The sequence below is a fragment of the Isoptericola sp. NPDC019482 genome (assembly GCF_040632295.1).
In the GTDB taxonomy this organism is placed as follows: domain Bacteria; phylum Actinomycetota; class Actinomycetes; order Actinomycetales; family Cellulomonadaceae; genus Isoptericola.
The window spans coordinates 61,663-73,763 of sequence record NZ_JBEYBQ010000008.1 but is presented as its reverse complement, the minus strand read 5'-3'; the positions used below and the strand labels follow the sequence as shown (position 1 = coordinate 73,763).

General features: G+C 72.2%; 12 protein-coding genes. 8 read left to right on the top strand and 4 right to left on the bottom strand.

What is annotated here, in order from left to right; all coding sequences use genetic code 11:
* Positions 1-24: 24 nt before the first annotated feature.
* The 3 genes from ABZ493_RS08145 to ABZ493_RS08135 all read left to right on the top strand — a co-directional run bounded on the left by ABZ493_RS08145 (position 25) and on the right by ABZ493_RS08135 (position 2,182).
* Positions 25-657 carry a CoA pyrophosphatase gene (locus tag ABZ493_RS08145; protein ID WP_430581722.1) on the top strand — a complete coding sequence of 211 codons (633 nt, stop codon included), beginning with the start codon at positions 25-27 and terminating at the stop codon, positions 655-657.
* Between the two features lie 48 nt (positions 658-705).
* On the top strand, positions 706-1,653 hold the full coding sequence (locus ABZ493_RS08140; protein ID WP_430581664.1) for an aminoglycoside phosphotransferase family protein: 948 nt from the start codon (positions 706-708) through the stop codon (positions 1,651-1,653).
* Positions 1,654-1,720: 67 nt separating this feature from the next.
* The gene (locus ABZ493_RS08135; RefSeq protein WP_430581663.1) at positions 1,721-2,182 is read left to right on the top strand and encodes a DUF1801 domain-containing protein; all 462 of its coding nucleotides are present in this window, start codon (positions 1,721-1,723) and stop codon (positions 2,180-2,182) included.
* Between the two features lie 3 nt (positions 2,183-2,185).
* Here the strand turns inward: ABZ493_RS08135 and ABZ493_RS08130 are convergent, their stop codons facing one another.
* Positions 2,186-2,887 (bottom strand): TetR/AcrR family transcriptional regulator, encoded by a 702-nt coding sequence (locus ABZ493_RS08130; protein WP_430581662.1) that lies wholly within the window; start codon positions 2,885-2,887, stop codon positions 2,186-2,188.
* Positions 2,888-2,967: 80 nt separating this feature from the next.
* Between ABZ493_RS08130 and ABZ493_RS08125 the strand changes: the two genes are divergently transcribed.
* A complete protein-coding gene (locus tag ABZ493_RS08125) occupies positions 2,968-3,834 on the top strand; it encodes an alpha/beta fold hydrolase (protein WP_430581661.1) in 867 nt (288 codons plus the stop codon).
* 499 nt (positions 3,835-4,333) lie between these two features.
* Here ABZ493_RS08125 and ABZ493_RS08120 read toward each other — a convergent pair whose 3' ends face one another.
* Positions 4,334-4,561 (bottom strand): helix-turn-helix transcriptional regulator, encoded by a 228-nt coding sequence (locus ABZ493_RS08120; RefSeq protein ID WP_430581660.1) that lies wholly within the window; start codon positions 4,559-4,561, stop codon positions 4,334-4,336.
* A gap of 535 nt (positions 4,562-5,096) precedes the next feature.
* The gene (locus ABZ493_RS08115) at positions 5,097-6,254 is read right to left on the bottom strand and encodes a hypothetical protein (protein ID WP_430581659.1); all 1,158 of its coding nucleotides are present in this window, start codon (positions 6,252-6,254) and stop codon (positions 5,097-5,099) included.
* Positions 6,255-6,409: 155 nt separating this feature from the next.
* Here ABZ493_RS08115 and ABZ493_RS08110 point away from each other — a divergent pair, with 155 nt between their 5' ends.
* The 3 genes from ABZ493_RS08110 to ABZ493_RS08100 are packed head-to-tail and all read left to right on the top strand — an operon-like array spanning position 6,410 to position 8,054.
* Positions 6,410-6,811, top strand: a complete 402-nt coding sequence (locus ABZ493_RS08110) for a helix-turn-helix domain-containing protein (protein WP_430581658.1) — start codon at positions 6,410-6,412, stop codon at positions 6,809-6,811.
* A complete protein-coding gene (locus ABZ493_RS08105; protein ID WP_430581657.1) occupies positions 6,808-7,827 on the top strand; it encodes a PIN domain-containing protein in 1,020 nt (339 codons plus the stop codon). Before ABZ493_RS08110 ends, ABZ493_RS08105 begins: the two co-directional genes overlap by 4 nt.
* Positions 7,764-8,054: an abortive infection family protein gene (locus ABZ493_RS08100; RefSeq protein ID WP_430581656.1), complete on the top strand. Its 291-nt coding sequence runs from the start codon at positions 7,764-7,766 to the stop codon at positions 8,052-8,054. Before ABZ493_RS08105 ends, ABZ493_RS08100 begins: the two co-directional genes overlap by 64 nt.
* 258 nt (positions 8,055-8,312) lie before the next feature.
* Here the strand turns inward: ABZ493_RS08100 and acnA are convergent, their stop codons facing one another.
* Entirely contained in the window at positions 8,313-11,081 is a 2,769-nt protein-coding gene (acnA, locus tag ABZ493_RS08095; protein ID WP_430581655.1) for an aconitate hydratase AcnA, read from the bottom strand.
* 252 nt (positions 11,082-11,333) lie between these two features.
* Between acnA and ABZ493_RS08090 the strand changes: the two genes are divergently transcribed.
* Complete coding sequence (locus ABZ493_RS08090; RefSeq protein WP_430581654.1) at positions 11,334-12,089, top strand: DUF5701 family protein; 756 nt, start codon at positions 11,334-11,336, stop codon at positions 12,087-12,089.
* Positions 12,090-12,101 lie beyond the last annotated feature (12 nt).

Sequence of the window (12,101 nt, the reverse complement as noted above, 5' to 3'; positions counted from 1 at the left end):
GCCCTGGCGTCGGACGGGTCCTTCCTGTCCGACTGGGGGCTCTCGCGGGGCGACCTGGACGCCGCGTCCGCGCGCCCCGCGGCCGTCCTCGTGCTCTTCGGGGTGCTGGACGACCTCGCGGCGGACCACGACGCCCAGGCCCTCGCCGTCGCGCAGGACCTCGACGTGCTGCTCCTGGAGCGCGCGGCGACCCTGCGCTCGCACGCCGGGCAGGTCGCGTTCCCCGGCGGCCGTGCCGAGGACGGCGAGACGCCGGTCGACGCGGCCCTGCGCGAGGCCGTCGAGGAGACCGGGCTCGACACCGGCGGCGTCGAGGTGCTCGGGACCCTGGCGCAGCTGCCGATGCCGGTGAGCAACCACCTCGTGACGCCCGTGCTCGGGTGGTGGGCCCGGCCCACCCCGGTGCGAGTGGTCGACGTCGCCGAGTCCTCGCACGTGTTCCGCGCCCCCGTGGCCGACCTGCTGGACCCCGACCACCGCGTCACGACCGTGCTGCGGCGCGCCGGCCGCACCTGGCGCGGGCCGGGGTTCGAGGTGATCGACGGCGACGGCGTGCCGCACCTCGTGTGGGGCTTCACCGCGGGCATCCTCGACGCCGCGTTCGACCGCCTCGGCTGGACCGAGGCATGGGACCACGGCCGCGAGCGCGAGCTCTGAGCTGCCACCGGCAGCTGCACCGGCGCCGTCCCCTGGGATGATGCCCGGGTGCCTGCCGCCGAGATCGACGTCGACGTCCCCCTGACCCGCGCCCTGCTCGCCGAGCAGCACCCCGACCTGGCCGACCGCCCGCTGGAGATCGTCGCCCACGGCTGGGACAACGTCATGGTGCGCCTCGGCGACGACCTGGCGGTCCGGCTGCCCCGCCGCGCGCTGGCGGCGCCTCTCGTCGAGCACGAGCAGCGCGCCCTGCCCGTCCTGGCCGGTCGGCTGCGGGCGGCCGCGCCCGGCGTCGTCGTGCCCGCGCCGGTGCGCGTCGGGCGGCCGAGCGCGGCCCTCGGCTACCCGTGGCCCTGGAACGTCGTGCCGTGGGCGGACGGCGTGAGCGCGGAGGCGACGCCCGTGGCCGCCCGCACCGCCTGGGCGGACGCGTTCGGCCGCCTCCTCGCCGCCGTCCACGTGCCCGCCCCCGACGACGCGCCGCCCAACCCCGTGCGCGGCGTCCCGCTGAGCGATCGTGCCGAGGCGCGCGAGCCCGCCGTCCTCGACGAGCGCCTGGCGCCGGTCCCGCCGGAGGCCCGCGCGGCGGCCCGCCGCGTCTGGGAGCGCGCGCTGGACGTCCCCGCGTTCGACGGCCCGTCCGTGTGGCTGCACGGCGACCCGCACCCCGCGAACCTCGTCGTGGCGCCCGGCGAGGGCGGCCGGCCCGACCGGCTGGCCGCCGTCGTCGACTGGGGCGACGTCACCCGCGGTGACCCCGCGTCCGACCTGGGGTCGCTGTGGCTGTGCTTCGACGCGCCGGGCCGGGCCGCGTGCCGGGCCGAGATCCAGGCCCTGGCCGACGGCGGCCGCGGCTGGGACGAGGAGACGTGGGCGCGCGCCGCGGGCTGGTCGCTGCTGTACGCGACGAACATGCTCGCGCACCCCGAGCTGCACCCACGGCTGGTGCCGATCGGCCGGCACGCCCTGGCGGCGCTGCTCGACGGCGCCGCCTGAGCGGCGGACGGGGCGCCTGGTGCGGCGGACGGCCCGACGGACGGAACCGCTGGGGCAGACTCGGGGCATGGCCCGTGACGTGCAGAAGACCACCTGGACCGACGCCGACCCGCGCGCGTTCGTCGCCGCCGTCGCGCGCCCCGCGCGCCGGCGGGACGCGGAGACCCTGCTGGGGCTCATGGAACGCGCCACCGGGCAGCCCGCGCGCATGTTCGGCCCGTCGATCGTGGGGTTCGGCGAGTACCGGTACGTCTACGCCAGCGGGCGCACGGGCCACGCCGCCGCGGCCGGCTTCTCCCCGCGGGCGACGGCGTCGGTCGTCTACCTCTCCGACGGCGTCGAGGCGCACGCCGACGACCTCGCCCGACTGGGCCCGCACACCACGGGCGTGGGCTGCCTCTACCTCAAGGACCTCGCCCAGGTGGACCTCGGCGTCCTCGAGGAGCTCGTCGCCGCGTCGTACGCCACGCTCACCGCCGGCACCCACGGGCTGCGGGCCCGCGACGGCGGCGGCCCGTCGTCGCGCTGACCGTCAGCCGGCGGCGAGCGCCGCAGGGTCGGCCCCGCGGGCCGCGAGCGCGCCCCGCACGGCGGCGAGCGCCCGGTCGTAGACGGCGTCCTCGCCGAGCAGCAGCGAGCCGTCGTTGGCGGCGTTGAGCATCGCGGTGATCTCGAAGGCGAGCTGGTCGACGTCGGTGCCCTCTGCGAGCTCCCCCGCCCCCACGGCCAGCTCGGCGTGCCGACGCAGGTAGGACGTCCAGTCGCGGTGGGCTGCGACGACCGCGTCGCGCACGGCGCCGTCCTGCGTGTCGAACTCGACCTCGACGGTGCGGAAGAAGCAGCCGCCCGCGAAGACCCGTCGGCGGGAGTAGTCCGACCAGCACCGCACGAGCGACCACAGCCGGGCCAGGCCGGGCGGCGCCTCCCGGGCGGGGACGACCACGGCGTCGACGAACATCCCCCGGGCGTGCTCGACGGCGGCGAGCTGGAGCCCTTCCTTGCCGCCGAACAGTCCCGCGATACCGCTCTTGTTGACGGGCAGCCGCGCGGCGAGCGAGCCGAGCGTGAGGGCCTCGAGCCCTCGGACCGAGGCGTCCTGGACGGCGAGGTCGAGGACGGCGCGGCGCGAGCGGTCGCCGCGGAGGCGTCGACCGTCGGCCGTCGCGTCGCCCGGGGCGTCCGTCGGGGTCCTGGCCGCGCTGCCTGAGGGGGTGGTCGGAGTCTCGGTAGTCACGAGATGAGTGTACGACCGTTCGTACAGTGTTACTGTGCGAACGTTCGTACATATTTCTCGTCTCTTGCCCGGAGGTCGTCGTGCCCTACGTCCCCGCCCCCGTCAGCATCGGCCTGCGCGCGCTGTCCGCCGCCTCTCCCCCGCTCGCGGTCCGGGTCGCCGCCCGGGCGTTCTGGCACGTCGGCCCGCCCGCCGTGGTCCGGCCCGCCGACCGCGCCGTCCACGGGCGCGCCGAGCGCCGGGCGCTCGACGTCGGCGGGGAGCGGGTCGTCACGTACCGCTGGGGCGACCGCCGGGCGCCCACCGTGCTCCTCGTGCACGGCTGGAAGAGCCGGGCCTCGCGGTTCGCGCGGCTCGTCGGCCCCCTCGAGGACGCCGGCCTGGGCGTCGTGGCGTTCGACGGCGTGGCACACGGTGACTCCACCGGCCGACGGATGTCCGCGCTCGACCAGATGGCCGCGATCCGCGCCGTCCACGACACCGAGGGCCCCTTCACCGCCGTCGTCGGCCACTCCCTGGGCGCCCTCGCGGCCGGGCTCGCCCTGGCCGACGGCCTGCCCGTCGACCGCTTCGTCGCTGTCGCCGCGATGACGGGTTTCGATGCGATCGCCGAGTCGTTCCTGCGACTCGTCGGGCTGCCCGCCGGGCTGCACGAGCGGTTCTGCGACCACGTCGAGCGCACCTTCCCGGGCGACGTGCGCGACGTCCGCTCCCGGATCGACCTTCTCGCGCACCCGGTCTCGGAGCGGGTGGCGACCCTCTTCGTCCAGGACGACGACGACCGCATGTCGCTGCCCGCGGGCGCACCGCTCCTGCACGCGGCCGTGCCGGGCAGCACGCTCCTCACCACCCAGGGCCTCGGCCACAGCAGGGTGCTCGACGACCCCGCCGTCGTGGCAGCGGTCCTCTCGCACGTCACTGCCCCGCTGCCCGCTGTCACACCGTGACTGACGACGGCGCCCCGCCCCTCCGCGCGGGAGGGACGGGGCGCCGTCGGTGCGGGGCTCGTCAGGCGATCCTCGAGGTCGCCCGAGCCTGCTGTTCTGCTACGGGCGAGCGCCCCGTACCTCGGCCCTCACCCTGCGCTGCGCCTCCGCCTCAGGCGACGAGCGAGCGCAGCACGTACTGCAACGTGCTGCGATAGCCCCATTCGGCACAATCTGACCGTCCGACGGCGATGCCGAGCCCTCCATCCGCACAAAACCCCAGGTCAGAAACCTGGACCGCGGCGCGAAACAGCACTACCGCGCACTACGTGAAGCATCTAAGACGACGTGCTTCCATCGCGGTAGTTGAGGCGGATCCGCCCCCGAACAACCGGGGCCTTGCCTCTCCTCGTGCGCCCGCCAGCCAGCCAGCCGCCGGTCGGCTCGGACAGCTCCAGTGCCAGCACGATGGCGATGAACCGTGTCCCGAATCGAGTGGGCACGGGGACGTGACAGCTGGCTAATTCTCCACGGTCGACAGCAACTCCGCCGGGGCCACATCGAGCCCCCGGGCAAGCTTCACGATGACATCGAGGGTGGGGTTGCGAACGCCGCGCTCGAGACCACTGATGTACGTCCGATCGAGTTCGACGTGGTGGGCGAACTCCTCCTGAGACGCCCAACCTCCCTCGTGGCGCAGTTCCCGGAGTCGACCGCCGAAGGCACGGCGATGCTCGGGGATAGTCATGTCTCAAGCGTTTCGCTACGCTGACTATCGGTCCACGGACGATGAGTCACATCGACAGTGCGCCGGGTCTCCGCTCACACGGCCCGTTCGGACTCGCCTGCGCTACTTGATCGGATCGCATGAGAGACCACCGCCACGGCGCATGACCGCGAACCCGGGAATCGAGTCCGCCACGTTCCGAGAGTTGACGCGCGAGGATACGGCCCGCGACGCGCCCGTGGCGCGAGCGCCGTCCGAAGTGCTCGCCCGCCCGATCGCGAACGCACCCCGACTCGTTGGTGCCCTCTCACCCCGGTCCCGCAGTGGGCACCGTCCAGTACCGCCATCGGTGCTCAAGGACCTCCAAAGAGCGGGAGCTTCTAAAGCACTCGGCGCGCCGCCCCTTTCCCCGGCGCAGGTCGATCGGATCGTCGCCATCCTCCGAATGGCGCGGCCAGCTGTACCCGCTGGGTCGGCTCGCGGCTCAGGCGGCACCCCCACGAGCACCTCACCGGTGATTGAGCCGATAGCACCCACGTCAGGCGCTTCGGCTCGATCAGCCCTCCGAACGCTCCGCGAATGCCGCTGCTTCGTCCCTCAGAGCCTCCAGCACCTCCACGTTCCGGCGCATGATGCCAGTGTCGTGATCGATCGACGGAGTCAGCCTGCCCACCCGTTCGAGCACCTCGGCGTCGGAGAGCTGATCGAGCCACTGGCTGACCTGCGGTGCTTGAGGAGCGCCATCCATCTGACTGAGCCACTCGGGGACGTCCATCCGAGCCGATGTGGCACCAAGCCGCTCCTTGTACTTCATCTCGGAGGTAGTCATCGAACCGTCGATGAGCGCTCGGCGCTCGTCTGCATGACCAACCGCGATTTCGTAGTGCGCGGGCAGGGCCGGCTCCATCGGCTCGGCTCCGGTGATGAGACGAGGGACGGCCTGGGCCCTTACCCAGTCGGCGATCTCAGCGAGCTCTGTCATGAGGACCGGCCAACGGTCGGTGCCGGGCCGGTTCAGGCCGATTGATGGGAAGAGCGTCACCGGCACGCGCTCGCCCATCGGCGTCTCGGCGATGACGTCGTCGACCCGCAGCGGCTCCTCGGGGCGCTGCGCGACGTCGCGCAGCGACCGCGGCGTCTCATCATCGCGGTACATCGTGACGAGCCGCACCGCGGTGACCGCCGGCGTGCGGTGCTTCGCGTGGTTGGTGTGGAGTACGAGCCTCGCCAGCGGGTGCTGTGCAGGATCCGTCGTGCGCTGGAACGGCTGCAACTGCTCCAGCCGCCGGACAAGTTCCGTGCCGGCCTGCAGCGACGCCGGTCCGTTCTTGGCCTTCTTCCTGGTCCACTCGGCGAAGGCGTCGAAGTTCTCCGCGGCCGGGATGTCGACGAGCCTGGCCGCTCTCTCCTCGAGCGGCGCGCCCTCCATGAACTCGACCTCGGCGAACAGCGCGTGCTCGAGCGCCGCGCGGAGCGCGACGAGGGCGTCGGCGACCAGGAGCGGGATCTTGCGCGGCATCGGCGCGACGCGATCGACGACGGTTCGACTGTGGTCTCCGGCGGGCTCTTCGCGCAGCACGATGATCCCGTCCGGCTGGCGTTGATACTCGTACAGGACGTCCGTGAGCCGGCCGATGATCTCGTCAGCATGCGCAAGCGTCGCCGCCACACCGAGGTGCCGGTCTGGCAACCACTGGTAGGTCGAGTCCTTCACGCTCGGATCGTAAGCGCGACATCCGGTACCCGGATCGATCCCCAGGAGGCGTCGCATGACAGAGCTGGATCGACCGCTGACCGCCGATCGCGCTCCCGCCCGCTTCTCCCATCCACCCTGTGCGTTTTGAGCGTTTGGCGGCGTAGAATGAAGTCATGGCTGGAGCGATCGCCCATGACAAGGCACCGCAGCTGCGCGAAGCGGTGGACGAGGCGCTCCGCGGAGCGCCGGAGATCACGGACAGCGCCCGGGCGGCGTTCGCCCGGCTGCTCGACGTGCTCGAGTCCAGCGACGACGCGGTCGTGTTCCCGGCCGACGCGACGATCTCCACGAGCCAGGCGGCCGCGCTGCTCGGCGTCAGCCGGATGACCGTGGTGCGGCTGGTCGACCGCGGCGAACTGCGAGCGGAGGCCAGCGCCGTGCACCGGCGGATCCCGGTGTCCGAGCTGGCTCGCTACCAGGCGGAGACTCGGACGCGGAGGCGCTCCGTGATGGCCGAGCTCGCTGGTGACGTCACCGAGGCCACTCCTGCCGACCATGTGATCGAGACCCGGTGAGCCTCGCCGCAGCTGGGAGCATCCGAGCCGCGGTCCTCGACGCGTGTGCACTGGTTCCGATCAGACTGGCGACGACGCTGCTGTGGCTCGCCGAAGCAGGGGTCTTCGAGCTCCTCTGGTCGGACCAGATCCTCGACGAGGTGCAGCGCAACCTCCCCAAGCTCGGCATCAGCGAAGAGAAGGCCGCGCACCGCGTGCGCACGATGCGCGACGCCTTCGGAGCAGCCGCGCTCGTCGACGACTTCGACCACCTGATCGATGACCTGACCTGCGACCCGAAGGACCGTCACGTGCTCGCGGCCGCGGTGCGGGCCGAGGCCGACACGCTGGTGACGTTCAACCTCAAGGACTTCCCGCCGGATTCCACGAGCGGCCGACAGATCGACGTCGTCCACCCCGACGCGTTCCTGACCCGCCTTCTCGCCGAGGACCCGATCGGGGTCGTCGAGGCCCTGAGCCGAGGCAGCGCCGACCTGAGGAACCCGGCGCAGACCGCCACCGAGTTCCTCGCCTCGCTGACCGCGACGGTGCCGATCTTCGCCAACCTGGCCGCCGACCAGGTCCGCTCCGTCGACGAGAGCCCCGACGCACCCTCCTCGCCGATCACGGCGCTCGTGAGCGCCGACCAGGACGAGGCCGTGGCCGCGTTCGGCGAGGCCGGAGACCTGACCGACCCCGCGCAGGTCGCGCTCCAGTGGTGGACGGCGCTCGACGCAGAACCCGAGGTGACGCGCGAGCTCACCTTCGCACCCCGCGCGTGGGGCGACTACCAGTGGGCCGTCGACATGCTCGCCGACAAGTCGCTCGCGTCACGGGTGATCCGCGCCGTCGACGAATCGGACCGGATCGCGTTCATGCGGTTCATCCCCGAGGTCGCCGCCACCGCGCGGGCGTTCGCCGCCTACGCGACGACCGTCACATTCCTCACTCTGGTCAGGCTCGACGACGGTACATGGCGGGTGTGGGGCCTCGGCCCGGCGCTCCTGGCCGCAAGGGACATCGTCGGCGACGCATAGATCAGGGATGTCGCCGCCGAGTTCGTGCACAGGGCTGGTCCCCCCTCGCCCAGAGCGTCACCGACCTCAGGAACAGCGTCGGCATCGACCACGGAGCCGAGGAGGTGCCCAGGTGGGTGCGCCCGCGGCACGCCCACCTCGTCGTCGGCGCGGCACAGGTCTGGTGCCCGCTCGTGCTCGAAACGCTCGCCGACCCCGAGGCTCCCTGGCGTCGCGCGGAGAGCTGATTTCCGAAATCGTCGGACGCTGTCGAGCTGACTGCCACGCTTCCTCCCCCGCCCGTCGAAGGCCACTAAAGGCTCGGCAGCGCCACGCGGACGGACTGCCAGGGAAAAGGCCGCTCCGACCTGTGGCGATGGAACAAGGACGATGCAACGCACGCGCCCCGCCAGGCCGAAGCCTAACGGGGCGCGTGCGTGAGACGCTGAAGCCAGACACGCCGGGCGTGTCAGGTGCCAGATTGCCTCGTATCTGAGGCGGTCGGCTCAATTACCGGCGAGTTGCCGCAGCACGTACTGCAGGATGCCGCCGTTGCGGTAGTAGTCCGCCTCACCGGGGGTGTCGATGCGCACCACGGCGTCGAACTCGACGGACGTGCCGTCGGCCTTCGCGGCGGTGACCTTGACCGTCTCCGGGGTGGCGCCGTCGTTCAGCGCGGTGATGCCCGCGATGTCGAACGTCTCGGTGCCGTCCAGGCCGAGGGACTCGGCGTTCTCGCCGGCCGGGAACTGCAGCGGCAGCACGCCCATGCCGATGAGGTTGGAGCGGTGGATGCGCTCGAACGACTCGGTGATGACGGCCTTCACGCCCAGCAGCGCGGTGCCCTTGGCGGCCCAGTCGCGCGACGAGCCGGAGCCGTACTCCTTGCCCCCGAGCACGACGAGCGGGGTGCCCTGCGCCGCGTAGTCCTGCGCCGCGTCGTAGATGGTGTCCTGGGCGTTCTTCACGAAGTTGAACGTGAAGCCGCCCTCGACGCCGTCGAGCAGCTGGTTCTTGAGGCGGATGTTCGCGAACGTGCCGCGGATCATGACCTCGTGGTTGCCGCGGCGCGAGCCGTAGCTGTTGAAGTCACGACGGCCCACGCCGTGCTCGGCCAGGTACTTGCCGGCCGGGCTGTCCGCCTTGATGGAGCCGGCGGGCGAGATGTGGTCGGTCGTGACCGAGTCGCCCAGCTTCGCCAGCACGCGGGCGCCGGAGATGTCGGCGACCGGCGACGGCTCGGCGCCCATGCCCTCGAAGTACGGGGGCTTGCGCACGTAGGTGGACTCGCCGTCCCAGGAGAACGTGTCGCCCTCCGGGGTCTCCAGCGCGCGCCAGCGCTCGTCGCCCGTGAAGACGTCCGCGTAGTCCTTGGTGAACATGTCGCGGTCGATCGAGGCGTCGATCGTGGCCTGGACCTCCTCCGGGGAGGGCCAGATGTCGCGCAGGAAGACGGGGTTGCCGGCCTCGTCGCGGCCCAGCGGGTCGGACTCGAAGTCGAACTCCATCGTGCCCGCGAGCGCGTAGGCGATGACCAGCGGCGGGGAGGCCAGGTAGTTCATCTTCACGTCGGGGTTGATGCGGCCCTCGAAGTTCCGGTTGCCGGACAGCACCGAGACGACGGCGAGGTCGTGCTCGTTGACGGCCTCGGAGATCTTCTCGTCCAGCGGGCCGGAGTTGCCGATGCAGGTGGCGCAGCCGTAGCCGACCAGGTGGAAGCCGAGCTTCTCGAGGTAGGGCCAGAGGCCGGCCTTCTCGTAGTAGTTCGTCACGACCTGCGAGCCGGGCGCCATGGACGTCTTGACCCAGGGCTTGGACACGAGGCCCTTCTCGACGGCCTTCTTGGCGAGCAGCGCCGCGGCGAGCATGACCGACGGGTTCGACGTGTTGGTGCACGACGTGATCGACGCGATCGCGACGGCGCCGTGGAAGAGGTCGAACTCCTTGCCCTCGCTGTCGGTCACCGGGTAGGTGCGGCGGCCGTTCGCGTGGATCGCGGGCGAGTCGGAGGCCGGGAACGACTCCTTCTCGGCCTCGTCGACGACGTCGGTGACCTCGGGCGCGTAGACCGGCAGGTCGCGACCGAAGGCGGACTTGGCGTTCGACAGCTCGATGCGGTCCTGCGGGCGCTTCGGGCCGGCGATCGACGGCACGACGGTGCCGAGGTCCAGCTCGAGGTACTCCGAGAACTTCGGCTCGACGTAGGACTCCGAGCTCGGGTCGAGCCACAGGCCCTGCTCCTTGGCGTACGCCTCGACGAGCGCGAGCTGCTCGTCGCTGCGGCCGGTGAGGCGCAGGTAGTCGAGGGTGACGTCGTCGATCGGGAAGATCGCGGCGGTCGAGCCGAACTCCGGGCTCATGTTGCCGATGGTGGCGCGGTTCGCCAGCGGCACCTGGGCGACGCCCGCGCCGTAGAACTCGACGAACTTCCCGACCACGCCGTGCTGGCGCAGCATCTGGGTGATCGTGAGGACGACGTCGGTCGCGGTGACGCCCGCGGGGATCGAGCCGTTGAGCTTGAAGCCGACGACGCGCGGGATGAGCATCGACACCGGCTGGCCGAGCATGGCGGCCTCGGCCTCGATGCCGCCGACGCCCCAGCCCAGGACGCCGAGGCCGTTGACCATCGTCGTGTGCGAGTCGGTGCCGACGCAGGTGTCGGGGTAGGCGCGCAGCACGCTCTGCCCGTCGACCTCCACCTCGCGCGTCATGATCGTGCGCGCCAGGTACTCGATGTTGACCTGGTGCACGATGCCGGTGCCCGGGGGGACGACCTTGAAGTCGTCGAACGCCGTCTGGCCCCAGCGCAGGAACTGATAGCGCTCGTGGTTGCGCTCGTACTCGAACTCGACGTTGCGGGCGAACGCGTCGGCGCGGCCGGCGACGTCGATCTGCACGGAGTGGTCGATGACCATCTCGGCGGGCGCGAGCGGGTTGATCCGCTTCGGGTCGCCGCCGAGCTCCGCGACGGCCTCGCGCATCGTGGCGAGGTCGACGACGCAGGGCACGCCGGTGAAGTCCTGCATGATCACGCGGGCGGGCGTGAACTGGATCTCCGTGTCCGGCTGGGCGTCCGGGTCCCAGGACGCGAGGGCGCGCACGTGGTCGGCCGTGATGTTGGCGCCGTCCTCGGTGCGCAGGAGGTTCTCGGCGAGGATCTTCAGGGAGTACGGGAGGCGCTCGGCGCCCTCGACGGCGGAGAGGCGGAAGATCTCGTAGGCCTTCCCGCCGACCTCCAGCGTTCCCTTCGATCCGAACGTGTCCACGCTGCTCACTGCGGCTCCTTCTGCGGGGCTGGCCGGCGGCGGCACCGTGCGCGCTGCGGCGCGACGGTTCCGACGCCGTGGTTCTGGGGGCTCCGCCCAGCGTACGCCGGGCACCTGGTCAGCATAGCCCATATATCTTGACGTCAAGATATCTCGGCGTCAGGTCCCCGTCCGGATCGCGTCGGGATTTTCCGTACGCCGCACGGGAACAACGGTCGTGGCCGGCACGTTGTGCAGCTGCCCTCGACCGGAAGGACGCCCATGCCGCGCACGCCCGCGAGCCCCGCTCGCCCGACCGACGCCACCACGACGCCCGCCGTCCCGACCGTCCCGGCGCCGGACGCCGAGCGCTCGGCCCCGCCGCCGCTGCGGCCGCTCACCGCCCAGGCCGAGCTGCTCCTCGACCGGGGCGTCGTGCCGCCGGAGGCGCTCTCCCCCGCGGCGCTGCGCGACGCCGCCGCGGCGCTGGAGCGCACGGCGCCGGCCGGGTCGCTCCTGGTGCTCCACCCCCGCGTGCTGCCGCCGTCCGCCCTCGCCGGGCACCTGCGCCGCACGACGACGGTCCGCGGCCGGACCGTGGAGCGCGCGGGCTTCGTCGTCGTCGACATGACCGACGTCGACGACTTCGCGCCCGTCCCCGGCGTCGAGGTCCCCGACGCCGACGTCTACGCCGTCGCCGCCCCCGACCGGGGCGACGAGATGGCGAACTGGTCGCCCGAGGAGGCGGAGCCGGCGATCGCCGCGCGCGGCCGCAGCCCGCTCACCCTCGCCGAGGGGATCCACTGGGTGCTGCAGTCCCCCGACGCGCTCGCCCGGAACCTCTGCTTCATGACCATCGGCTCCCGGCTGCGGCGCCCGGACGGCTCCTACGACGCGCGCACGCCCGCCGTGTGGATCTCGAACGGGACGGGCCGCGACGGCAGCGCGCGACGCGGCGCCCCCAAGGTCGGCTGGTGCTGGTGGCGCAACCGGCACACGTGGCTCGGCTTCGCGTCCACGGCTGCTCGCCACACCTGACCCGGTACCGCG